This is a genomic window from Bacillus sp. KH172YL63 (assembly GCF_011398925.1).
Taxonomy (GTDB): Bacteria; Bacillota; Bacilli; order Bacillales; family Bacillaceae_B; genus Rossellomorea.
In genome coordinates, this window is record NZ_AP022842.1 from 89,267 (window position 1) to 114,396 (window position 25,130).

The following is a 25,130-nucleotide window of genomic DNA, read 5'->3' on the forward strand; positions in this document are numbered from 1 at the left end:
GGGAGATTGGGAGAAATGAGAATTAAACGATCTGTACTCATGGTGATCATTGTGATTCTACTCGTTACAAATATCATCACACTCGTGTGGAATTGGTCATCCGGCGCAACAAGAACACCTGAAGTGGTGGCTGTGGTCGGCGGGGAGGATGTCACCCGGGAAGATTGGCTGTATTCCCTCGAGCAAAAGCACGGTAAAGAAGAACTAAAGGAATTGATCAATCAAAAGGTGATCGACCACCTTGCAAAGAAGTATGATATTTCGGTCTCTGATCAAGAGGTCGACCAGGAATATTATCTGATTCAGTCGGTGTACAATGCCTACGATGAAGAAAACCTTGAGGATGAAGAAACCCTTAAGGCACAGATCAAATCTGAATTGTTACTAGAAGAGCTCATTACAAAGGATGTACAGATCCCGGAAAAAGAACTCAAAAACTTCTATGAACAAAATGAGGATCAGTATTCAATTCCGAAGATGTATAAATTAAAAATGTTGAAAACGTCTGATTTAGCCGAGGCAGAGCAGGCACTTAAGGAACTGAAGGATGGGTCGAACTTTGAAGCGTTGGCGATGGAGCGTTCCACGGATGAACAAAGTGCCCATTTAGGAGGAGATATCGGATATGTCCCTCTTGACGGTGACCTTCTGACCGAGGAGACAAAAGCCGGGGTCGAACCATTATCAAACGGGGAATGGACGAAACCGATCCGGCAAGATTCAGGATACGTCATTTATTATGTGGACGGAATCTTGAAAGAAAAGCATTTCTCCTTCAAAGATGTAAAATCCCAAATCCGCAGGCAGATCGCTCTCGAACAGGTGGAATCACCTCTGCAGCCTGAGTCCTTCTGGAATGAGGTAAAGGTGGATTGGTTTTACGGGAAACAGGATTGAAGTGGGAGCCGGGCTTTGATGAGCCGGCTCCTTTTACATAGTTCGATGGGATATAACGAAACATAGGATAAGGAAAGCGGGCATACATATGTAGGTGAAGGCCGTAACTTTATCGGTATGTGCATTATCATTGACAAATTTATTGAATATTGTTACATTTTATAAAACCAACAAAATTACTAGGAATTAGGAGTGATGAACGAATGGTGAGAGTAGCCAATTCTATCTCGGAATTAGTAGGTGGGACGCCGGTCGTCAAGCTGAACCGGTTAGTGGATGATAACAGTGCGGATGTATACTTGAAATTAGAATATATGAACCCTGGCAGCTCGGTGAAAGACCGTATCGCGCTTGCGATGATCGAAGCAGGTGAATCGGCCGGAACGATTAAACCGGGAGATACGATTGTTGAGCCTACAAGTGGAAACACTGGCATCGGTCTTGCGATGGTGGCAGCTGCAAAAGGATATCGTGCGCTGCTTGTGATGCCTGATACGATGAGCATGGAAAGACGCAACCTTCTCCGTGCTTATGGTGCTGAGCTTGTACTGACCCCTGGTGCGGAAGGAATGGGTGGAGCCATCCGCAAAGCAGAAGAGCTTTCGAAGGAAAAAGGCTACTTCATGCCTCAACAATTTAAAAACGAGGCCAATCCGAAAGTACACAGGGAAACGACCGGACCGGAAATCGTTGAGCAGATGGGTGACCAGTTGGATGCCTTCATTGCAGGGATCGGAACAGGCGGGACGATCACCGGTGCAGGTGAAGTGCTGAAGAAACATTACCCATCGATCGAGTTATATGCGGTTGAGCCGTCAGATTCCCCGGTATTATCCGGTGGGAAACCTGGTCCCCATAAGATCCAGGGAATCGGTGCCGGATTTATCCCTGATATCCTGAATACAGATGTGTACGACCACATTATCCAGGTGGATAAAGAATCAGCATTCGATTATGCGAGAAGAGCAGCGAAGGAAGAAGGAATACTCGGTGGTATTTCATCCGGTGCTGCCATTTATGCCGCCCTTGAAGTGGCAAAGAAATTAGGCAAGGGCAAGAAAGTGCTTGCGATCATCCCGAGCAACGGTGAACGCTATTTAAGTACACCGCTTTATCAATTTGATGAAGAATAAGCCATACCGATCCCGAGGGTCCGACTCTCGGGGTCTTTTTTTATGGAACTTTCGGACTTATCCGGGAAGGAAGTGGTTGTTCAAAACAGCCTGCTTTAGAAAAGGCTTCTATTTCCCTGTGTTCTGCCTCCATCGCAATTTCAAGTATTTTACGATGAAACCTGCCAAAAGTTCATGTATCATAAAAGTAGATAAAAATTAGGAGTGTGAAGGGTCAGTGCAGCACCTGTATTTTCATAAAAACGAGACAACCAAAGAGAAATTTTTCGCAGCATATGAACAGTTAAGCCAACATCGAACACATCATATTTTGTTAGAAAGCGGCCGGGGTGGACGATACAGCGTTGCTGGACTTGAACCTAAAGTATTACTTCAGAGTGTAGCTGACGGGCTGCTGATCCAAGGCGCTGACGGGAAGGAGACGATACCGGGAGATCCGTTGATTGAGATGGAGAAGTGGATGAAGCCCCTTCAGACGGAAAGGTTGGAAGAGTTGCCTGACTTTCAAGGGGGGGTGATCGGCTTCCTCAGCTATGACTATGCCAGGAGAATTGAGAACCTGCCTTCTGTAAGCCATGATGATCTTGAGGTGCCGGACCTGTACTTTTACTATCTCGACCGCTGGGCAGTATTCGATCATCAGGAAAACACGGCCTGGACGATGATCCTTTCAGACGAGGGAACCCAAACGGCTGAACAGCAGTTGAAGGAATGGACCGGCTTGTGGACGGATGCACTGATCAATTCTGAAGGCGAGACGGATCGGGACATTATCCGCCAGACTCCTGCCGAGATCGAGAAGTCGATGGATGAAGCGGCGTTTTCAGAAGCGGTGGAGAAGATTCAGGCTTATATCTCACAAGGGGATGTATTCCAGGTGAATCTGTCTGTGCGTCAATCACAACAGCTTCAGGCAGAGCCTTACACTGTTTATAAAAAACTGCGGGAGTTGAATCCTTCTCCGTATATGAGTTATATCCACAGTCCTGATTTCCAGATCGTATCCGGATCGCCGGAACTCCTCGTCAAGAAACAAGGGGGAGAAGTGAGTACAAGACCGATCGCAGGAACCCGTTCCCGGGGGAAGGATGAGGCAGAGGATGAGAAGCTTGCCCTTGAATTGATCCATAATGAGAAGGAAAGGGCTGAGCATGTTATGCTTGTCGACCTTGAGCGGAATGACCTTGGCAGGGTGTGCCGTTACGGTACGGTGGAGGTCAATGAATTCATGGTCATCGAGAAATACTCACACGTCATGCACATTGTTTCAAATGTAAGAGGCACACTAGATGAAACCAAAACGGGGGCAGATCTCATCCGGTCGGTCTTTCCCGGTGGGACGATCACCGGTGCGCCAAAGGTAAGGACGATGGAAATCATTGAAGAGCTTGAACCTGTCAGACGCGGTATCTACACAGGATCCATCGGCTGGATCGGTGTGAACGGCGACATGGAATTAAACATCGTCATCCGGACGATGCTCGTGAAAGAAGGAAAGGGTCATATTCAAGCGGGGGCAGGCGTCGTCATCGACTCGAACCCGAAATATGAATACAAAGAATCCCTAAAGAAAGCAAAGGCCCTGTGGGTAGCAAAAGCAAGGGCAGAAGGAGAAGAAGCATGATTCTCATGATTGATAACTACGATTCCTTCACCTATAATCTCGTTCAGTTTCTGGGCGAACTTGGTGAAGAACTGATTGTAAAACGAAATGATGACATCACCCTTGAAGAGATCGAGGCCCTTTCCCCTGATTTCCTTATGATCTCCCCTGGTCCCTGCAGCCCGAACGAAGCAGGGATCAGCCTGGATGCGATCCGTACCTTTGCAGACAGGATCCCGATCTTTGGTGTCTGCCTCGGTCATCAATCGATCGCTCAAGTATTTGGCGGGGATGTCGTCCGTGCCGAACGGCTGATGCACGGAAAAGTATCTCCGATGTTCCATGACGGCCAGACAATCTTCAAGGGGATGCCGAACCCCTTCGATGCGACGCGATATCACTCGCTGATTGTCAAAAGGGAAACACTTCCGGAATGCTTCGACATATCCGCCGAAACAGATCAGGGAGAGATCATGGCGATCCGCCACAAACATCTGCCGGTAGAAGGGGTGCAGTTCCACCCGGAATCCATCATGACCGAACAGGGGAAGCAGCTGCTGATGAACTTTCTGCATACACATAAGAAAGCCGGGTTGGCACGATAATGTACCTTTACCTAAACGGTGACATCGTCCCTGCCGAACAGGCAACCATCTCCCCGTTTGATCACGGCTATCTGTACGGACTTGGTGTGTTTGAAACCTTTCGCACCTATGACGGTCATCCTTTTTTGATCAGGGACCATTTGGAAAGGCTCCGGAGTGGTTTGAAGGAATTGAACATTGCAACGGATCTGGATGAAGAGAAAGTGATAGGAACCGTTCGGGAGCTGCTAATCAAAAATGGACTGAAGGACGCCTACTGCCGCTTCAATGTATCAGGTGGCCAAGGTGAAATAGGCCTAAGGACAGACCCCTATGAAAAGCCGACCGTGATTCTTTTTCAAAAGGGACTGCCGGCTTCTGCTCCGCTGAAGGAAAAGGAGGGAGTGTTCCTGAACCTGAGGAGAAACACGCCGGAAACCGGGGAACGGTTGAAATCCCACCATTATCTCAATAATATTGCAGCTAAACGGGAAATCGGACCTTCTCCCGACAAAGAAGGGATTTTCCTTACGGGTGAGGGCTATCTCTGTGAAGGGATCACCTCCAATCTTTTCTGGATCAAAGACGGGACCTTGTATACCCCGACTGTGGAAACGGGGCTGTTGAACGGGATTACCCGCAGATTCATTCTCGCCCTTTCCGACCAATTGAAGCTGCCGGCTGAGACCGGGGCGTTCAGGGAAGACTGCTTGCTTGAAGCGGATGAGGTCTTTTTTACGAACTCGGTGCAGGAAATCATCCCGGTGAACCGGATCGGAAACCGGGACTATCCGGGCAGGCGCGGCGGCTACACACGTCTGCTTCATCATCAGTACACAAAGTATACAAGCCGACTACACTCAATCGATGAATTATAGCAGGGGGACCAAGAAATGAAATGCGGAACATATGAACTGGACTTTGAAAAGAAGACCCTTATCATGGGGATCTTGAACATCACGCCCGATTCGTTTTCAGACGGCGGGTCGTACAATGAATTGGAACGAGCCGTGGACCGGGCGAAAGAGATGGTGGAAATGGGTGCAGACATCATCGATATCGGAGGGGAATCGACCCGTCCCGGTCATCAGGTGATTCCGGTGGAAGAAGAGATCTCACGGGTCGTACCCATCATCGAAGCGATCTCCAGGGAAGTGAACGTCCCGATTTCCATCGACACATATAAGGCTGAGACTGCCAGAAGAGCGTTAGCAGCGGGCGCGAGCATCATCAATGATGTATGGGGTGCGAAAAAGGATCCGGAAATGGCGGCGGTCGCGGCAGACACGGGAGCGCCGATCATCCTGATGCATAACCGGGAAGACAAGGATTACAAGAACTTCGTCCGCGATGCGATCCAGGATCTGCAGGAAAGCATTTTCCTCGTAAAGGAAGCGGGTGTATCCGATGAACAGATCATCCTGGACCCGGGCATCGGGTTTGCCAAAACCGTCCCATTGAACCTGGAAATGATGAGAAATCTTGATGCCATCGTGTCACTCGGCTACCCGGTGCTCCTCGGAACGTCAAGGAAGTCCATGATCGGACAGGTCCTCGATCTTCCGGTGGAGGAGCGGATGGAAGGGACAGGTGCAACGGTCTGCTACGGCATACAACAAGGATGTCACATTGTCCGCGTGCATGATGTGAAAGAAATGGCCCGGATGGCCAAAATGATGGATGTACTCGTAGGGAAGGAGAAGAGGCATGGATAAGATCCTATTGAACGAAATGGAATTTTACGGCTACCACGGTGTTTTTCAAGAAGAAAATAAGCTTGGGCAGCGGTTCCGGGTAAGTGTAGCGCTTCATCTGGATTTAAAGAAGTCCGGACAGAGTGATCAGCTTGAAGACTCGGTAAACTATGCGGAAATCTACACGATCACGAAAGCGGTCGTCGAAGGGGAGCCGAAGAATTTGGTCGAGGCAGTCGCCGAAGATATCGCTTCAGCCATATTAGACACATTTCAAGTCGTACAAAGCTGTACAATCACATTGATCAAACCTGATCCCCCTATCCCTGGTCACTACCGATCAGTGGCGGTGGAGATCACGAGGAGTCGATAAAATGAGCATTGCCTATCTTTCACTCGGTTCCAATATGGGGGACCGGGCAGGTTATTTACAAAAAGCCCTAAATATTCTCGGTAGTCATGGTAAGATAGAAGTAACAAAACGGTCATCGCTGTATGAAACAGATCCTGTAGGATTTACAGAACAAGATAAGTTTTTGAATATGGTCATTGAAATTCGTACCAGTCTCAGTCCAGAAACTCTATTACATCAGTGCTTGCAGGTGGAATATGACCTTGGAAGGGAAAGGGAGTTCAAGTGGGGGCCCCGCATCATCGACCTTGACATTCTACTTTATGATCAGACATGCATTGAAACCGACGACCTTCTCATTCCCCACCCAAGGATGCAAGAAAGAGCATTCGTACTCATTCCGTTATTAGAGGTTGCTCCACATATTGAGCACCCGTCTCTTAATGCCCCGTTCGTTGAATTTCTGGACGAAATACCTGACAAAGAAGGAGTTCGGTTATGGAAACAGATAAATGGGGAAGACGCATTCGTGCATTCAGAAAGCTAAAAGGGTATACACAGGAAGGGCTGGCCAAGGAACTTTCCATCTCCGTCTCGGTCCTCGGAGAAGTGGAAAGGGGAAGCCGTATCCCGAAAGAAGAGTTTTTAGAAAATGTTGCTAAAGTACTCAACATCCCTTTGCAGGAACTTATGCCTTCGGATGAGGAAGAACGGGGAGAATAAATGCAGGCACGCCCGATGAAGAAGCAAGTGGACGGACACATCAGGCGGCGTGACTGCACGCATCGTTTAATCATGCTGGATTTCTTTCAGTAATATGTTATTCTAGAAAAGGCTAGAACCAATATGTGACGCACTCACAGATTGGATCGGGCCTTTTTTAGATTTTTTCAATATTCAGCTGCTTTTTTCACCCCGTTCAGGAAATTCCTGATACATTAGGGGTGTTACAAAGGTCGATATTGTGTAAAATAGTATGGTATATAATCGTATTAGTCTAGTAAAGCAAGCAGATAGAATAGGAGTGAAACACATGAGTCACGAAGAAATCAATGACCAGCTTCGAGTCAGACGCGAAAAAATGGAATCCATCCGTGAAAATGGACAGGACCCGTTCGGTAAACGTTATGAGCGCACACACAGTTCGGCAGAGATTAAATCACAATTTGATGCTTTCTCTAAAGAAGAGCTGGAGGAGAAAGATATCAGTGTTACCATCGCAGGTCGTATCATGACAAAGCGTGGAAAAGGGAAGGCGGGATTTGCCCACCTTCAGGACTTAGCAGGACAAGTTCAAATCTATGTCCGTAAAGACGCGATCGGTGATGAAGCGTACGAACTGTTCAACACAGCGGACCTTGGAGACATCGTCGGGATTACAGGAACAGTATTCAAAACCAAAGTAGGGGAACTTTCCGTTAAAGCGAAGGAATTCCACCTGCTGACAAAATCCCTTCGTCCACTTCCGGAGAAATTCCATGGATTAAAAGACATCGAGCAGCGCTACCGTCAACGCTACCTGGATCTGATCACAAGCCAGGAAAGCAAGGAAACGTTCATCGCCCGCAGCCGTATCATCCAGTCTATGAGAAGATACCTGGACAACAACGGCTACCTGGAAGTCGAAACGCCAATGCTGCACGCAATCGCAGGTGGTGCATCTGCACGCCCGTTCAATACACATCATAACGCGCTGGATATGCCGTTATTCATGCGTATCGCGATTGAGCTTCATTTAAAGCGCCTGATCGTCGGTGGACTTGAGAAAGTCTACGAAATCGGTCGCGTATTCCGTAACGAAGGTGTGTCTACACGACATAACCCTGAGTTCACCATGATCGAACTTTACGAAGCGTATGCAGACTATCGTGACATCATGTCCCTTACTGAAAACATGGTCGCTCATATCGCCAAAGAGGTATTCGGTTCAACAACCGTTCAATATGGCGACAATGAAATTAACCTTGAGCCGGAGTGGACACGTCTTCACATGGTAGATGCGGTAAAAGAGCACACAGGCGTCGACTTCTGGAAAGAAATGACCGACGAAGAAGCCCGTGCCCTTGCTAAAGAACACGGCATCGAAATCAAGGACACAATGCAATACGGCCACGTGGTGAATGAATTCTTCGAACAAAGAGTAGAAGATAAGCTGATCCAGCCAACATTCATCTACGGACACCCGTTGGAAATCTCACCACTTGCGAAGAAGAACGATGAAGACCCGCGCTTCACCGACCGCTTCGAGCTGTTCATCGTAGGTCGTGAGCACGCGAACGCCTTCACTGAGCTTAATGATCCAATCGATCAAAGAGAACGCTTTGAAGCACAGCTGAAAGAACGTGAGCAAGGAAACGACGAAGCCCACATGATGGACAATGACTTCATCGAGGCGCTTGAGTACGGTATGCCGCCAACAGGTGGACTTGGAATCGGAATCGACAGACTTGTCATGCTGTTAACGAACTCTCCGTCCATCCGTGACGTTTTACTATTCCCGTTGATGCGTCATCGTGACTAATCATATATATGAAGAAACAGCAGCGTCTGACGAACCGCTGCTGTTTTATTGTGCGCCCGGCATGGGTGTGATCTATAGGGTGAGAGTCCCGAGCCGTGAAGACAGTTGTAGCGGTTAGCTTAACGCAAGGGTGTCCGGGGTGACCTGGAATCTGAAGGAAGCGGGCGGCAAACCTCCGGTCCGAGGAACACGAATCTCATATAAGGCTTGTTGCACTGGATGAGTCTGCAATACAAGATGAAGTCCGAACTGTCGAAGGTGCAGAAAGTAAATGAGGCGGATAGATGGAGGGAAAGATTACACTCTTACCCGGGGAGATCTGGCGGATACGCCTTGAACACTTGGTAACCGGAGAAGCGATTCTCCGCTGAACCGCCAGAAGTCAGCCGAGGTCATAGTACCGGCTTTTCTCGAGGAAGCCGGGAAGGACTGAACAATCAAGAGAGTGTCACGACCTGGCTCATGGTAACTGAGAGACTCACAGACAATCTGAAAAGAGCTGTCCATTTAGAGGTAACGGTGAATTCCGTGAGGGCTGGTGGAAGTGTGAGGCAGGGCCATCGAAAGAGGAAACGTGACACACGAAGGAAAGGAATATCAGTGATGTTGATGAATATGATTCTGTCTAAACCGAATATGCTTGAAGCACTGAAACGTGTAGAACGTAATAAGGGAAGCCATGGCGTGGATGATATGCCCGTACAAAACCTGCGATCGCATATCATGCGCGAATGGCAGTCGATTCGCAAGAATCTCCTTGGGGGAACCTACAAGCCGGGCCCGGTACGTCGAATCGAAATCCCGAAACCAGACGGCGGCGTCCGGTTGTTAGGCATCCCAACGGTGACAGACCGTATGATTCAACAATCAATTGCCCAGATACTCTCCGGGATATACGAGCCGACCTTCTCTGATCATAGTTATGGGTTCCGACCAAATCGGAGTGCCCATGACGCCGTTAGAAAAGCGAAGATGTATATCCGGGAAGGATATCGCTGGGTTATCGATATAGATTTAGAGAAATTCTTTGACAGAGTGAATCATGATAAGCTCATGGGTCTTCTGGCGAAGAAAGTAAAGGACAAAGCACTTCTGAAACTGATTCGTTCTTACCTCAATGCAGGAATTATGATAGAAGGTGTAAAGGTGAAAAGTGAGGAAGGTACGCCACAGGGCGGACCTCTCAGTCCATTGCTTTCTAACATCATTTTGAATGAACTGGACCAGGAATTAGAGAAACGGGGCTACGCTTTATACGGTACGCAGATGATTGTAATATCTTTGTCCGTTCGCCAAAAGCCGGTAACCGGGTGATGACTTCAGTGACAACGTTTCTTGAGAAGAAACTTAAACTGAAGGTAAACCGAAAGAAATCTGCGGTGGACCGACCTTGGAGAAGAACGTTCCTTGGCTTTAGTTTTACATCAAATCGCAAACCAAAAGTCAGAGTGGCCTCCAAAAGTATAAAACGGTTAAAACAGAAAATCCGCTCTCTAACTTCCAGATCTTCAGGATGGTCGATGGAGGTTCGAATCAGAAAGCTGAACCAATATTTAATGGGATGGATCGGCTATTTTCAGCTGGCTGATACACACAGCTTCCTAAAATACCTGGATGCATGGATCAGAAGAAGATTGCGAATGTGTCTGTGGAAGCAGTGGAAACTGCCGAAAACTAAAGTCCGTAACCTCATTGCGCTCGGCGTTCCAAAATGGAAGGCGTATGAATGGGGAAATACCCGGAAGGGATATTGGAGGATCGCACAAAGTCCAATACTACACAGAACCCTTGGCAATTCCTTTTGGAATCGCCAAGGGCTCCTAAGTCTTATCGATAGGTATGAAAGTCTTCGTCAATCATCTTGATTGAACCGCCGTATACCGATTGGTACGTACGGTGGTGTGAGAGGTCGGGGATTAATCATCCCCTCCTACTCGATTATATCCGGGAGTGGGGGAAGCATGGATCTCAGGGAATGATTGTTCAATTGTAAAACAAAAAGGTTATGTATTTATAAGGTTGTAAGCGGACCTGAAGAAACCGGGCTCTTCCATTACTTTACATAAGGATCATGCCGGCGAATGGAAGGGGATCATATGACGGTCTCCATAGAGTGCAGGTGATAGAGGGACAATGGGAAAGATATTTCAATTAAATTAAAAAAAGTTTAAAATAACCCTTGCGCCCCCTTTGGTATGGTGGTATAGTAATATCTGTTGCCGCGAAACGCGTCACACAAACGAAAAAACTTTTAAAAAAAGTTATTGACTTTAACGAGTTGATAATGTAACATTGTAAGGGTCGCTTCAAGAGAAGCACTTACACATTGAACCTTGAAAACTGAACAAAACAAGACAATACGTCAACGTTAATTCTAGATTTATTTTAAAGAGCTATTCAAACTTTTATCGGAGAGTTTGATCCTGGCTCAGGACGAACGCTGGCGGCGTGCCTAATACATGCAAGTCGAGCGGATTGATGGGAGCTTGCTCCCTGATATCAGCGGCGGACGGGTGAGTAACACGTGGGTAACCTGCCTGTAAGATCGGGATAACTCCGGGAAACCGGGGCTAATACCGGATAATTCATTCCCTCGCATGAGGGAATGTTGAAAGGTGGCTTTTAGCTACCACTTACAGATGGACCCGCGGCGCATTAGCTAGTTGGTGAGGTAACGGCTCACCAAGGCGACGATGCGTAGCCGACCTGAGAGGGTGATCGGCCACACTGGGACTGAGACACGGCCCAGACTCCTACGGGAGGCAGCAGTAGGGAATCTTCCGCAATGGACGAAAGTCTGACGGAGCAACGCCGCGTGAGTGATGAAGGTTTTCGGATCGTAAAGCTCTGTTGTTAGGGAAGAACAAGTGCCGTTCGAATAGGGCGGCGCCTTGACGGTACCTAACCAGAAAGCCACGGCTAACTACGTGCCAGCAGCCGCGGTAATACGTAGGTGGCAAGCGTTGTCCGGAATTATTGGGCGTAAAGCGCGCGCAGGTGGTTCCTTAAGTCTGATGTGAAAGCCCACGGCTCAACCGTGGAGGGTCATTGGAAACTGGGGAACTTGAGTGCAGAAGAGGAAAGTGGAATTCCAAGTGTAGCGGTGAAATGCGTAGATATTTGGAGGAACACCAGTGGCGAAGGCGACTTTCTGGTCTGTAACTGACACTGAGGCGCGAAAGCGTGGGGAGCAAACAGGATTAGATACCCTGGTAGTCCACGCCGTAAACGATGAGTGCTAAGTGTTAGGGGTTTCCGCCCCTTAGTGCTGCAGCTAACGCATTAAGCACTCCGCCTGGGGAGTACGGTCGCAAGACTGAAACTCAAAGGAATTGACGGGGGCCCGCACAAGCGGTGGAGCATGTGGTTTAATTCGAAGCAACGCGAAGAACCTTACCAGGTCTTGACATCCTCTGACAACCCTAGAGATAGGGCTTTCCCCTTCGGGGGACAGAGTGACAGGTGGTGCATGGTTGTCGTCAGCTCGTGTCGTGAGATGTTGGGTTAAGTCCCGCAACGAGCGCAACCCTTGATCTTAGTTGCCAGCATTCAGTTGGGCACTCTAGGATGACTGCCGGTGACAAACCGGAGGAAGGTGGGGATGACGTCAAATCATCATGCCCCTTATGACCTGGGCTACACGTGCTACAATGGACGGTACAAAGGGCTGCAAGACCGCGAGGTTTAGCCAATCCCATAAAACCGTTCTCAGTTCGGATTGCAGGCTGCAACTCGCCTGCATGAAGCTGGAATCGCTAGTAATCGCGGATCAGCATGCCGCGGTGAATACGTTCCCGGGCCTTGTACACACCGCCCGTCACACCACGAGAGTTTGTAACACCCGAAGTCGGTGAGGTAACCTTTGGAGCCAGCCGCCTAAGGTGGGACAGATGATTGGGGTGAAGTCGTAACAAGGTAGCCGTATCGGAAGGTGCGGCTGGATCACCTCCTTTCTAAGGAAGATTTAACAAAAACGTTTGACAGTCGAAGTTTTGTTCAGTTTTGATGGTTTAATAATCATCAAAACTTTTGTCTCTTCTGAGACAGAAATTTGTTCTTTGAAAACTAGATAAAGATAAATTGATAGTCAAGAAATTACCGAGTATCGCCATTTTAGGTTTTAAACCTTATGTAACAACCAATTCGGTTAAGTTATGAAGGGCGCACGGTGGATGCCTTGGCACTAGGAGCCGACGAAGGACGGGACTAACACCGATATGCTTTGGGGAGCTGTAAGTGAGCTTTGATCCAGAGATTTCCGAATGGGGAACCCATTGTTCGTAATGGAACAATATCCATACTTGAATACATAGAGTATGGAAGGCAGACCCAGGGAACTGAAACATCTAAGTACCTGGAGGAAGAGAAAGCAATTGCGATTCCCTGAGTAGCGGCGAGCGAAACGGGATGTAGCCCAAACCAAGAGGCTTGCCTCTTGGGGTTGTAGGACACTCTATACGGAGTTACAAAGGAATGAAGTAGACGAAGAAGTCTGGAAAGGCTCGTCAAAGAAGGTAACAACCCTGTAGTCGAAACGTCATTCCCTCTTGAGTGGATCCTGAGTACGGCGGAACACGTGAAATTCCGTCGGAATCTGGGAGGACCATCTCCCAAGGCTAAATACTACCTAGTGACCGATAGTGAACCAGTACCGTGAGGGAAAGGTGAAAAGCACCCCGGAAGGGGGAGTGAAATAGAACCTGAAACCGTGTGCCTACAAGTAGTCAGAGCCCGTTAACGGGTGATGGCGTGCCTTTTGTAGAATGAACCGGCGAGTTACGATCCCATGCAAGGTTAAGTTGATAAGACGGAGCCGCAGCGAAAGCGAGTCTGAATAGGGCGAATTGAGTATGTGGTCGTAGACCCGAAACCAGGTGATCTACCCATGTCCAGGATGAAGTTCAGGTAACACTGAATGGAGGTCCGAACCCACGCACGTTGAAAAGTGCGGGGATGAGGTGTGGGTAGCGGAGAAATTCCAATCGAACTTGGAGATAGCTGGTTCTCTCCGAAATAGCTTTAGGGCTAGCCTCATGTGTAAGAGTCTTGGAGGTAGAGCACTGTTTGGACTAGGGGCCCTCATCGGGTTACCGAATTCAGACAAACTCCGAATGCCAAAGACTTATCCATGGGAGTCAGACTGCGAGTGATAAGATCCGTAGTCGAAAGGGAAACAGCCCAGACCACCAGCTAAGGTCCCAAAGTATACGTTAAGTGGAAAAGGATGTGGAGTTGCTTAGACAACCAGGATGTTGGCTTAGAAGCAGCCACCATTTAAAGAGTGCGTAATAGCTCACTGGTCGAGTGACTCTGCGCCGAAAATGTACCGGGGCTAAACGTATCACCGAAGCTGTGGATTGACACCTTTAGGTGTCAGTGGTAGGAGAGCGTTCTAAGGACTGCGAAGCTAGACCGTAAGGACTGGTGGAGTGCTTAGAAGTGAGAATGCCGGTATGAGTAGCGAAAGATGGGTGAGAATCCCATCCACCGAATGCCTAAGGTTTCCTGAGGAAGGCTCGTCCGCTCAGGGTTAGTCGGGACCTAAGTCGAGGCCGATAGGCGTAGACGATGGACAACAGGTTGATATTCCTGTACCACCTCTTTTCCGTTTGAGCAATGGGGGGACGCAGGAGGATAGGGTAAGCGCACTGCTGGATATGTGCGTCTAAGCAGTTAGGCTGATGATGAGGCAAATCCCGTCATCGCGAAGGCTGAGCTGTGATAGCGAGCGAATTATAGTAGCGAAGTTCCTGATTCCACACTGCCAAGAAAAGCCTCTAGCGAGGAAAAGGTGCCCGTACCGCAAACCGACACAGGTAGGCGAGGAGAGAATCCTAAGGTGAGCGAGAGAACTCTCGTTAAGGAACTCGGCAAAATGACCCCGTAACTTCGGGAGAAGGGGTGCTCTGGTAGGGTGCAAGCCCGAGAGAGCCGCAGTGAATAGGCCCAGGCGACTGTTTAGCAAAAACACAGGTCTCTGCGAAGCCGTAAGGCGAAGTATAGGGGCTGACGCCTGCCCGGTGCTGGAAGGTTAAGAGGAGTGCTTAGCGCAAGCGAAGGTGCGAATCGAAGCCCCAGTAAACGGCGGCCGTAACTATAACGGTCCTAAGGTAGCGAAATTCCTTGTCGGGTAAGTTCCGACCCGCACGAAAGGCGTAACGATCTGGGCACTGTCTCAACGAGAGACTCGGTGAAATTATAGTACCTGTGAAGATGCAGGTTACCCGCGACAGGACGGAAAGACCCCGTGGAGCTTTACTGTAGCCTGATATTGAATTTTGGTACAGCTTGTACAGGATAGGTAGGAGCCTTGGAAACCGGAGCGCCAGCTTCGGTGGAGGCATCGGTGGGATACTACCCTGGCTGTATTGAAATTCTAACCCGCGCCCCTTATCGGGGTGGGAGACAGTGTCAGGTGGGCAGTTTGACTGGGGCGGTCGCCTCCTAAAGAGTAACGGAGGCGCCCAAAGGTTCCCCTCAGAATGGTTGGAAATCATTCGCAGAGTGTAAAGGCACAAGGGAGCTTGACTGCGAGACCTACAAGTCGAGCAGGGACGAAAGTCGGGCTTAGTGATCCGGTGGTTCCGCATGGAAGGGCCATCGCTCAACGGATAAAAGCTACCCCGGGGATAACAGGCTTATCTCCCCCAAGAGTCCACATCGACGGGGAGGTTTGGCACCTCGATGTCGGCTCATCGCATCCTGGGGCTGTAGTCGGTCCCAAGGGTTGGGCTGTTCGCCCATTAAAGCGGTACGCGAGCTGGGTTCAGAACGTCGTGAGACAGTTCGGTCCCTATCCGTCGTGGGCGCAGGAAATTTGAGAGGAGCTGTCCTTAGTACGAGAGGACCGGGATGGACGCACCGCTGGTGTACCAGTTGTCTTGCCAAAGGCATCGCTGGGTAGCTATGTGCGGAAGGGATAAGTGCTGAAAGCATCTAAGCATGAAGCCCCCTCGAGATGAGATTTCCCATCACGTAAGTGAGTAAGATCCCTAGAAGATGACTAGGTAGATAGGTCAGAGATGGAAGCATGGCGACATGTGGAGTTGACTGATACTAATCGATCGAGGACTTAACCACAAAGAGTCATATTTATATGAACAATCGGCTGATATTCGGCTTTCTTGACATCAATTCTTTATCTAGTTTTGAAGGAACAAACCTTCAATTAAATATTCGTCTGGTGATTATGGCGAAGAGGTCACACCCGTTCCCATGCCGAACACGGAAGTTAAGCTCTTCAGCGCCGATGGTAGTTGGGGGATCTCCCCCTGTGAGAGTAGGACGTCGCCAGGCGATACATATTTCGGAGGATTAGCTCAGCTGGGAGAGCATCTGCCTTACAAGCAGAGGGTCGGCGGTTCGATCCCGTCATCCTCCACCATTTTTTATTTCCAAAGAATTAAATATGCCGGTGTAGCTCAACTGGTAGAGCAACTGACTTGTAATCAGTAGGTTGGGGGTTCAAGTCCTCTTGCCGGCACCATTTTGGTTTTTTTATTTTGTCTCATTTTTCATAAAATCTTATACATCTCGGTTTAAAACGAGAGCCATTAGCTCAGTTGGTAGAGCATCTGACTTTTAATCAGAGGGTCGAAGGTTCGAATCCTTCATGGCTCACCATTATTTTTATGTAAGTTCAATGACTTACAATTTGCGGGTGTGGCGGAATTGGCAGACGCACCAGACTTAGGATCTGGCGCCGCGAGGCGTGGGGGTTCAAGTCCCTTCACCCGCACCATTTACTTCGCGGAAGTAGTTCAGTGGTAGAACACCACCTTGCCAAGGTGGGGGTCGCGGGTTCGAATCCCGTCTTCCGCTCCATACTAGCCGGGGTGGCGGAACTGGCAGACGCACAGGACTTAAAATCCTGCGGTAGGTGACTACCGTACCGGTTCGATTCCGGTCCTCGGCACCATTGATTTTTGCGCAAGCAAAATATCTTACCATAAGGTGCTTTAAAAAGTAACAAAACAACAATTACATCTTGCGCCCGTAGCTCAATTGGATAGAGCGTTTGACTACGGATCAAAAGGTTAGGGGTTCGACTCCTCTCGGGCGCGCCATATTTCGGGAAGTAGCTCAGCTTGGTAGAGCACTTGGTTTGGGACCAAGGGGTCGCAGGTTCGAATCCTGTCTTCCCGACCACTTCATACGGGGCCTTAGCTCAGCTGGGAGAGCGCCTGCTTTGCACGCAGGAGGTCAGCGGTTCGATCCCGCTAGGCTCCACCAAAAAGTTTTTTAAAAAAGTCATTGACACACATTAAGAGTTAATGATATGATAGTCAAGTCGCTTCAAGAGGAGCGCATTGAACCTTGAAAACTGAACAAAACAAGACAATACGTCAACGTTAATTCTAGATTTATTTTTAAAGAGCTATTCAAACTTTTATCGGAGAGTTTGATCCTGGCTCAGGACGAACGCTGGCGGCGTGCCTAATACATGCAAGTCGAGCGGATTGATGGGAGCTTGCTCCCTGATATCAGCGGCGGACGGGTGAGTAACACGTGGGTAACCTGCCTGTAAGATTGGGATAACTCCGGGAAACCGGGGCTAATACCGGATAATTCATTCCCTCGCATGAGGGAATGTTGAAAGGTGGCTTTTAGCTACCACTTACAGATGGACCCGCGGCGCATTAGCTAGTTGGTGAGGTAACGGCTCACCAAGGCGACGATGCGTAGCCGACCTGAGAGGGTGATCGGCCACACTGGGACTGAGACACGGCCCAGACTCCTACGGGAGGCAGCAGTAGGGAATCTTCCGCAATGGACGAAAGTCTGACGGAGCAACGCCGCGTGAGTGATGAAGGTTTTCGGATCGTAAAGCTCTGTTGTTAGGGAAGAACAAGTGCCGTTCGAATAGGGCGGCACCTTGACGGTACCTAACCAGAAAGCCACGGCTAACTACGTGCCAGCAGCCGCGGTAATACGTAGGTGGCAAGCGTTGTCCGGAATTATTGGGCGTAAAGCGCGCGCAGGTGGTTCCTTAAGTCTGATGTGAAAGCCCACGGCTCAACCGTGGAGGGTCATTGGAAACTGGGGAACTTGAGTGCAGAAGAGGAAAGTGGAATTCCAAGTGTAGCGGTGAAATGCGTAGATATTTGGAGGAACACCAGTGGCGAAGGCGACTTTCTGGTCTGTAACTGACACTGAGGCGCGAAAGCGTGGGGAGCAAACAGGATTAGATACCCTGGTAGTCCACGCCGTAAACGATGAGTGCTAAGTGTTAGGGGTTTCCGCCCCTTAGTGCTGCAGCTAACGCATTAAGCACTCCGCCTGGGGAGTACGGTCGCAAGACTGAAACTCAAAGGAATTGACGGGGGCCCGCACAAGCGGTGGAGCATGTGGTTTAATTCGAAGCAACGCGAAGAACCTTACCAGGTCTTGACATCCTCTGACAACCCTAGAGATAGGGCTTTCCCCTTCGGGGGACAGAGTGACAGGTGGTGCATGGTTGTCGTCAGCTCGTGTCGTGAGATGTTGGGTTAAGTCCCGCAACGAGCGCAACCCTTGATCTTAGTTGCCAGCATTCAGTTGGGCACTCTAGGGTGACTGCCGGTGACAAACCGGAGGAAGGTGGGGATGACGTCAAATCATCATGCCCCTTATGACCTGGGCTACACGTGCTACAATGGACGGTACAAAGGGCTGCAAGACCGCGAGGTTTAGCCAATCCCATAAAACCGTTCTCAGTTCGGATTGCAGGCTGCAACTCGCCTGCATGAAGCTGGAATCGCTAGTAATCGCGGATCAGCATGCCGCGGTGAATACGTTCCCGGGCCTTGTACACACCGCCCGTCACACCACGAGAGTTTGTAACACCCGAAGTCGGTGAGGTAACCTTTGGAGCCAGCCGCCTAAGGTGGGACAGATGATTGGGGTGAAGTCGTAACAAGGTAGCCGTATCGGAAGGTGCGGCTGGATCACCTCCTTTCTAAGGAAGATTTACTAAAACGTTTGACAGTCGAAGTTTTGTTCAGTTTTGATGGTTTAATTATCATCAAAACTTTTGTCTCTTCTGAGACAGAAATTTGTTCTTTGAAAACTAGATAAAGATAAATTGATAGTCAAGAAATTACCGAGTATCGCCAATTTAGGTTTTAAACCTTATGTAACAACCAATTCGGTTAAGTTATGAAGGGCGCACGGTGGATGCCTTGGCACTAGGAGCCGACGAAGGACGGGACTAACACCGATATGCTTTGGGGAGCTGTAAGTGAGCTTTGATCCAGAGATTTCCGAATGGGGGAACCCATTGTTCGTAATGGAACAATATCCATACTTGAATACATAGAGTATGGAAGGCAGACCCAGGGAACTGAAACATCTAAGTACCTGGAGGAAGAGAAAGCAATTGCGATTCCCTGAGTAGCGGCGAGCGAAACGGGATAGCCCAAACCAAGAGGCTTGCCTCTTGGGGTTGTAGGACACTCTATACGGAGTTACAAAGGAATGGGGTAGACGAAGAAGTCTGGAAAGACTCGTCAAAGAAGGTAACAACCCTGTAGTCGAAACGTCATTCCCTCTTGAGTGGATCCTGAGTACGGCGGAACACGTGAAATTCCGTCGGAATCTGGGAGGACCATCTCCCAAGGCTAAATACTACCTAGTGACCGATAGTGAACCAGTACCGTGAGGGAAAGGTGAAAAGCACCCCGGAAGGGGGAGTGAAATAGAACCTGAAACCGTGTGCCTACAAGTAGTCAGAGCCCGTTAACGGGTGATGGCGTGCCTTTTGTAGAATGAACCGGCGAGTTACGATCCCATGCAAGGTTAAGTTGATAAGACGGAGCCGCAGCGAAAGCGAGTCTGAATAGGGCGAATTGAGTATGTGGTCGTAGACCCGAAACCAGGTGATCTACCCATGTCCAGGATGAAGTTCAGGTAACACTGAATGGAGGTCCGAACCCACGCACGTTGAAAAGTGCGGGGATGAGGTGTGGGTAGCGGAGAAATTCCAATCGAACTTGGAGATAGCTGGTTCTCTCCGAAATAGCTTTAGGGCTAGCCTCATGTGTAAGAGTCTTGGAGGTAGAGCACTGTTTGGACTAGGGGCCCTCATCGGGTTACCGAATTCAGACAAACTCCGAATGCCAAAGACTTATCCATGGGAGTCAGACTGCGAGTGATAAGATCCGTAGTCGAAAGGGAAACAGCCCAGACCACCAGCTAAGGTCCCAAAGTATACGTTAAGTGGAAAAGGATGTGGAGTTGCTTAGACAACCAGGATGTTGGCTTAGAAGCAGCCACCATTTAAAGAGTGCGTAATAGCTCACTGGTCGAGTGACTCTGCGCCGAAAATGTACCGGGGCTAAACGTATCACCGAAGCTGTGGATTGACACCTTAAGGTGTCAGTGGTAGGAGAGCGTTCTAAGGACTGCGAAGCTAGACCGTAAGGACTGGTGGAGTGCTTAGAAGTGAGAATGCCGGTATGAGTAGCGAAAGATGGGTGAGAATCCCATCCACCGAATGCCTAAGGTTTCCTGAGGAAGGCTCGTCCGCTCAGGGTTAGTCAGGACCTAAGTCGAGGCCGATAGGCGTAGACGATGGACAACAGGTTGATATTCCTGTACCACCTCTTTTCCGTTTGAGCAATGGGGGGACGCAGGAGGATAGGGTAAGCGCACTGCTGGATATGTGCGTCTAAGCAGTTAGGCTGATGATGAGGCAAATCCCGTCATCGTGAAGGCTGAGCTGTGATAGCGAGCGAATTATAGTAGCGAAGTTCCTGATTCCACACTGCCAAGAAAAGCCTCTAGCGAGGAAAAAGGTGCCTGTACCGCAAACCGACACAGGTAGGCGAGGAGAGAATCCTAAGGTGAGCGAGAGAACTCTCGTTAAGGAACTCGGCAAAATGACCCCGTAACTTCGGGAGAAGGGGTGCTCTGGTAGGGTGCAAGCCCGAGAGAGCCGCAGTGAATAGGCCCAGGCGACTGTTTAGCAAAAACACAGGTCTCTGCGAAGCCGTAAGGCGAAGTATAGGGGCTGACGCCTGCCCGGTGCTGGAAGGTTAAGAGGAGTGCTTAGCGCAAGCGAAGGTGCGAATCGAAGCCCCAGTAAACGGCGGCCGTAACTATAACGGTCCTAAGGTAGCGAAATTCCTTGTCGGGTAAGTTCCGACCCGCACGAAAGGCGTAACGATCTGGGCACTGTCTCAACGAGAGACTCGGTGAAATTATAGTACCTGTGAAGATGCAGGTTACCCGCGACAGGACGGAAAGACCCCGTGGAGCTTTACTGTAGCCTGATATTGAATTTTGGTACAGCTTGTACAGGATAGGTAGGAGCCTTGGAAACCGGAGCGCCAGCTTCGGTGGAGGCATCGGTGGGATACTACCCTGGCTGTATTGAAATTCTAACCCGCGCCCCTTATCGGGGTGGGAGACAGTGTCAGGTGGGCAGTTTGACTGGGGCGGTCGCCTCCTAAAGAGTAACGGAGGCGCCCAAAGGTTCCCCTCAGAATGGTTGGAAATCATTCGCAGAGTGTAAAGGCACAAGGGAGCTTGACTGCGAGACCTACAAGTCGAGCAGGGACGAAAGTCGGGCTTAGTGATCCGGTGGTTCCGCATGGAAGGGCCATCGCTCAACGGATAAAAGCTACCCCGGGGATAACAGGCTTATCTCCCCCAAGAGTCCACATCGACGGGGAGGTTTGGCACCTCGATGTCGGCTCATCGCATCCTGGGGCTGTAGTCGGTCCCAAGGGTTGGGCTGTTCGCCCATTAAAGCGGTACGCGAGCTGGGTTCAGAACGTCGTGAGACAGTTCGGTCCCCTATCCGTCGTGGGCGCAGGAAATTTGAGAGGAGCTGTCCTTAGTACGAGAGGACCGGGATGGACGCACCGCTGGTGTACCAGTTGTCTTGCCAAAGGCATCGCTGGGTAGCTATGTGCGGAAGGGATAAGTGCTGAAAGCATCTAAGCATGAAGCCCCCTCGAGATGAGATTTCCCATCACGTAAGTGAGTAAGATCCCTAGAAGATGACTAGGTAGATAGGTCAGAGATGGAAGCATGGCGACATGTGGAGTTGACTGATACTAATCGATCGAGGACTTAACCACAAAGAGTCATATTTATATGAACAACAGGCTGATATTCGGCTTTCTTGACATCAATTCTTTATCTAGTTTTGAAGGAATAAACCTTCAATTAAATATTCGTCTGGTGATTATGGCGAAGAGGTCACACCCGTTCCCATGCCGAACACGGAAGTTAAGCTCTTCAGCGCCGATGGTAGTTGGGGGATCTCCCCCTGTGAGAGTAGGACGTCGCCAGGCAAATAGTAGGAAAGAGTAGCTCTTTAGGGGGCTGCTTTTTTTGTGTTGGTTTTTGGGAGTGGGGGCTTCCGGGGTTGGTGATAGAGCTCGAGTTGGATGGTAGTGGGAGTACAAGAAGATTGAAGACGTGATGGAGTGAAGAAGATCTTTGTTCAGTTCTCCGTAGAGGGATTTGAAGATTAGTCGCAGCTTTAGCGCGGATGATAGATTGGGTGCGGTATTAGACTGTGGGGTGGCGCCAGGCGAATAGTTCAGAAGGGTAGCTCTTTGAGAGATACTCTTTTTTGGTTGGTGTGGATGTGGGGAGGGGGAATGGTAGGAGAGAGGGGAGGCCTCCGGGGAAGGGACGTTGTAAGAAAGTGTGGATTTAGTAAATTGGTAAGTTTGAGTCAACACATTTTAGTGACGAAATGGGTAATATTGTTAAACGACGCATAAACCAAGTAAAGAGACGCATAAATGAAAAAAACGACGCAAAAACCTCTGAAAATGACGCAAATAACCCTAAAAGAGACGCATAAACCTTGTGAAATGACGCAATCAGCATGAGTGACCTTCTTAAAATAGCTCCCAATACCATGAAAATCAGTAACATCTAATGTCCCCATCCTGGGTTTCACCGTAAATTCGAAGAATAACCCTTCTATATGGTTGATTTTTAACAGAAAGGGTAACCAATTCTAATAAAAAAGCCATCCCTCTCATTTAAATCTTCTCCCAGCCCGCACAACGGAGTGGAAACTTACTATACTTATTAAAATAGGTCGGAAGTCAGACCCCCAGATCAACACCCCATCCCGCCATCCCCCAAAAACTCAAAAATCCCCACCCCCCCACGTTTAAAACCTCCCAAAAACAGGAAAACTTCTAAGGGTAAACTTCATAATTGCAAAGTTGATTTCCCGGTTGTATAATTATAGTCAAATATAGTCAAAGTCAAAATGAGGAGGAGGTTTGATGAGGAACATTTCCGACATCATTGAAAATTATTTGAAGAACGTGTTAGAAGTGAGTGAACGTGAGATCGTCGAGATTAAAAGGAGCGAGATCGCTGATAAGTTTCAATGTGTTCCTTCTCAAATTAATTATGTCATCAATACCCGCTTTACGATTGAACGTGGATATGTAGTGGAGAGTAAGCGGGGTGGCGGAGGCTACATCCGGATCATGAAGGTGAAGGCTCACGATCAAGTTCACTTGATTGATCAGCTTGTTTCTTTGATAACGCAAATGATCAGTCAAAATACGGCGGCTGATATTGTGTTTAGATTGGTTGAAGAAGAGATCATTTCCGAGAGAGAAGCGAAGATCATGCTGAGTGTGATGGATCGATCGGTCATCATGGTGGATCTGCCTGAAAGGGATGTACTGAGAGGAAGGATGCTCAGGGCGATGCTTGATACTTTGAAATATGAGTAAGTGTTGAGGAGTGAGAGGGATGGTGTGTCAAGACTGCAATGAAAGACCTGCAACCCTTCATTTTACAAAGGTGGTCAATGGGGAAAAGACGGAGGTTCATTTATGTGAGCAGTGCGCGCAGGATAAAGGTGACATGTTCATGTTTGATTCTAATCCTGGGTTTTCTGTGAACAATCTATTGGCAGGTCTCCTTAATATATCCCCTGCATTTAAGCAGGCAAAGGAAGCTGAAATTCCTAAGGCAGAAGTACTTCAATGCAAGAAATGTAAGATGACGATTCATCAGTTTATCAATGTAGGAAGATTTGGCTGTGCCCATTGTTATGAGACGTTCAAAGACGAGTTGACGCCTTTGTTAAAGCGTGTTCACAGTGGAAATGTTGAGCATCATGGCAAGGTTCCGGAACGGATGGGCGGCGCCATTCATTTGAAAAAGAAAATTCAACAGCTGAAATCGGAACTGCAGAAGATGATAGTGGATGAAGAGTTTGAAAAAGCAGCTGAGATCAGAGATGAAATCCGCTCCCTGGAGAAAGAAATCAAGAAAGAAGGGGGAGAGCAGGAATGAGTCTTGAAAAGTTCTTGAGTAATGCTGTCAGTTCGTGGATGAGTGAAGAGGGACCGAACTCAGATATTGTCCTCAGTTCGAGGGTGAGACTTGCAAGGAACCTGACTGATTTCCGTTTTTCTACTTTATATTCTTCAGAAGAAGCCAAAGAGATTGTGGAGCGTGTGAAGGATAAACTCTCTTTTTACCCGAAAGAGCTCGGGGAATTGGAATTTTTACCGACAAGTGAGATTCAGCCCCTCCAAAAGAGGGTATTGATGGAGAAACACCTTATTAGTCCCAACCTGGCAGAGGATACGAATGATGGGGCAGTCCTTTTATCAAATGAGGAAGATGTCAGCATAATGGTAAACGAAGAGGACCATATTCGAATACAGTGTTTATATCCCGGTTTGCAATTGAAGGAAGCACTGCAGCGGGCGAATCAGATTGATGACTGGTTCGAGAGTGAATTTGATTATGCCTTTGATGAAAAGCACGGTTACTTGACGACCTGCCCGACCAATGTAGGGACGGGGCTCAGGGCATCGGTGATGATGCACCTGCCGGGACTTGTCCTGACGCAGCAATTGAACCGTATTATCCCGGCAATCAATCAGTTGGGACTGGTGGTCAGGGGGATATATGGTGAAGGCAGCGAGGCGCTCGGGAATATCTTTCAGATTTCGAATCAAACGACCCTTGGGAAGTCTGAGGAGGATATTGTAGAAGATTTGTTGAGCGTCGTGGAGCAGATCATCGATAAAGAACTGTCTGCCAGGGGCGCATTAGTTAAGACGTCCAACATACAATTAGAAGACAGGATCTTTCGTTCACTCGGGGTGCTTGAGCACAGCAGGATCATTGAATCCAAGGAGGCGGCGAAGTGTCTGTCGGATGTCAGGCTCGGGATTGATTTAGGATACATCAAAGCCATATCAAAGAATATACTGAATGAATTAATGATTTTGACCCAGCCGGGTTTTTTACAACAATATTCTGGAGGTCCTTTGCGACCAAATGAAAGAGATATAAGAAGGTCTTCTTTGATACGAGAGCGAATTAAGTTAGATAAGGATATATGTGAGGAGGAAAAATAA

Annotated in this window: 13 protein-coding genes, 9 tRNA genes, 6 rRNA genes and 1 pseudogene; all 29 read left to right on the top strand. The window is 48.8% G+C overall.

The genetic code is table 11. The features are described from left to right. The first annotated feature begins 15 nt into the window (after positions 1–15). The 29 genes and pseudogenes from KH172YL63_RS00450 to KH172YL63_RS00590 all read left to right on the top strand — a co-directional run bounded on the left by KH172YL63_RS00450 (position 16) and on the right by KH172YL63_RS00590 (position 25,130). Positions 16–897, top strand: a complete 882-nt coding sequence (locus tag KH172YL63_RS00450) for a peptidyl-prolyl cis-trans isomerase (protein WP_173104320.1) — start codon at positions 16–18, stop codon at positions 895–897. A 203-nt stretch (positions 898–1,100) separates the two neighbouring features. Beyond that, the gene (cysK, locus tag KH172YL63_RS00455; protein WP_173104321.1) at positions 1,101–2,030 is read left to right on the top strand and encodes a cysteine synthase A; all 930 of its coding nucleotides are present in this window, start codon (positions 1,101–1,103) and stop codon (positions 2,028–2,030) included. A 217-nt stretch (positions 2,031–2,247) separates the two neighbouring features. Next, a complete protein-coding gene (gene pabB, locus KH172YL63_RS00460; protein WP_173104322.1) occupies positions 2,248–3,654 on the top strand; it encodes an aminodeoxychorismate synthase, component I in 1,407 nt (468 codons plus the stop codon). Beyond that, the gene (pabA, locus tag KH172YL63_RS00465) at positions 3,651–4,238 is read left to right on the top strand and encodes an aminodeoxychorismate/anthranilate synthase component II (protein ID WP_173104323.1); all 588 of its coding nucleotides are present in this window, start codon (positions 3,651–3,653) and stop codon (positions 4,236–4,238) included. Before pabB ends, pabA begins: the two co-directional genes overlap by 4 nt. After that, positions 4,238–5,095, top strand: a complete 858-nt coding sequence (gene pabC / locus KH172YL63_RS00470) for an aminodeoxychorismate lyase (protein ID WP_173104324.1) — start codon at positions 4,238–4,240, stop codon at positions 5,093–5,095. Before pabA ends, pabC begins: the two co-directional genes overlap by 1 nt. Positions 5,096–5,110: 15 nt before the next feature. Beyond that, a complete protein-coding gene (gene folP, locus KH172YL63_RS00475; protein ID WP_173104325.1) occupies positions 5,111–5,932 on the top strand; it encodes a dihydropteroate synthase in 822 nt (273 codons plus the stop codon). Further along, positions 5,925–6,284, top strand: coding sequence for a dihydroneopterin aldolase (gene folB / locus KH172YL63_RS00480; RefSeq protein WP_173104326.1), 360 nt, complete (start codon positions 5,925–5,927; stop codon positions 6,282–6,284). The genes folP and folB overlap by 8 nt, the downstream gene beginning before the upstream one ends. Position 6,285: 1 nt before the next feature. Further along, a complete protein-coding gene (folK, locus tag KH172YL63_RS00485) occupies positions 6,286–6,810 on the top strand; it encodes a 2-amino-4-hydroxy-6-hydroxymethyldihydropteridine diphosphokinase (protein ID WP_173104327.1) in 525 nt (174 codons plus the stop codon). Beyond that, a complete protein-coding gene (locus KH172YL63_RS00490) occupies positions 6,762–6,986 on the top strand; it encodes a helix-turn-helix domain-containing protein (protein ID WP_173104328.1) in 225 nt (74 codons plus the stop codon). Before folK ends, KH172YL63_RS00490 begins: the two co-directional genes overlap by 49 nt. Before the next feature lie 301 nt (positions 6,987–7,287). Then, positions 7,288–8,784 (top strand): lysine--tRNA ligase, encoded by a 1,497-nt coding sequence (lysS, locus tag KH172YL63_RS00495; protein WP_173104329.1) that lies wholly within the window; start codon positions 7,288–7,290, stop codon positions 8,782–8,784. Between the two features lie 603 nt (positions 8,785–9,387). Then, positions 9,388–10,649, top strand: a pseudogene (gene ltrA, locus KH172YL63_RS00500) (group II intron reverse transcriptase/maturase). 540 nt (positions 10,650–11,189) lie between these two features. After that, positions 11,190–12,737 (top strand): 16S ribosomal RNA (locus KH172YL63_RS00505). A gap of 192 nt (positions 12,738–12,929) precedes the next feature. Then, positions 12,930–15,864: ribosomal RNA gene (locus KH172YL63_RS00510) — 23S ribosomal RNA — on the top strand. 99 nt (positions 15,865–15,963) lie between these two features. Next, positions 15,964–16,080: ribosomal RNA gene (gene rrf / locus KH172YL63_RS00515) — 5S ribosomal RNA — on the top strand. 12 nt (positions 16,081–16,092) lie between these two features. Next, positions 16,093–16,168 (top strand) — tRNA-Val (locus tag KH172YL63_RS00520). Between the two features lie 26 nt (positions 16,169–16,194). Then, positions 16,195–16,270, top strand: a tRNA-Thr gene (locus KH172YL63_RS00525). A 61-nt stretch (positions 16,271–16,331) separates the two neighbouring features. After that, positions 16,332–16,407: transfer RNA gene (locus KH172YL63_RS00530), tRNA-Lys, on the top strand. Between the two features lie 33 nt (positions 16,408–16,440). Then, positions 16,441–16,525, top strand: a tRNA-Leu gene (locus tag KH172YL63_RS00535). An 8-nt stretch (positions 16,526–16,533) separates the two neighbouring features. Next, a tRNA-Gly gene (locus KH172YL63_RS00540) sits at positions 16,534–16,608 on the top strand. Positions 16,609–16,613: 5 nt separating this feature from the next. Beyond that, a tRNA-Leu gene (locus KH172YL63_RS00545) sits at positions 16,614–16,702 on the top strand. A 71-nt stretch (positions 16,703–16,773) separates the two neighbouring features. Continuing rightward, positions 16,774–16,850: transfer RNA gene (locus KH172YL63_RS00550), tRNA-Arg, on the top strand. A 5-nt stretch (positions 16,851–16,855) separates the two neighbouring features. Further along, positions 16,856–16,932 (top strand) — tRNA-Pro (locus KH172YL63_RS00555). Positions 16,933–16,940: 8 nt separating this feature from the next. Beyond that, a tRNA-Ala gene (locus tag KH172YL63_RS00560) sits at positions 16,941–17,016 on the top strand. Between the two features lie 157 nt (positions 17,017–17,173). Continuing rightward, positions 17,174–18,721: ribosomal RNA gene (locus KH172YL63_RS00565) — 16S ribosomal RNA — on the top strand. A gap of 191 nt (positions 18,722–18,912) precedes the next feature. After that, positions 18,913–21,848 (top strand): 23S ribosomal RNA (locus KH172YL63_RS00570). Positions 21,849–21,947: 99 nt separating this feature from the next. Then, a 5S ribosomal RNA gene (gene rrf / locus KH172YL63_RS00575) occupies positions 21,948–22,064 on the top strand. Together the 16S, 23S and 5S rRNA genes with 9 tRNA genes alongside form the textbook arrangement of a ribosomal RNA operon. A 957-nt stretch (positions 22,065–23,021) precedes the next feature. Next, positions 23,022–23,483 carry a CtsR family transcriptional regulator gene (locus KH172YL63_RS00580; protein WP_173104330.1) on the top strand — a complete coding sequence of 154 codons (462 nt, stop codon included), beginning with the start codon at positions 23,022–23,024 and terminating at the stop codon, positions 23,481–23,483. A 19-nt stretch (positions 23,484–23,502) separates the two neighbouring features. After that, entirely contained in the window at positions 23,503–24,051 is a 549-nt protein-coding gene (locus KH172YL63_RS00585) for a protein-arginine kinase activator protein McsA (RefSeq protein ID WP_173104331.1), read from the top strand. Then, a complete protein-coding gene (locus KH172YL63_RS00590; protein ID WP_173104332.1) occupies positions 24,048–25,130 on the top strand; it encodes a protein-arginine kinase McsB in 1,083 nt (360 codons plus the stop codon). The genes KH172YL63_RS00585 and KH172YL63_RS00590 overlap by 4 nt, the downstream gene beginning before the upstream one ends.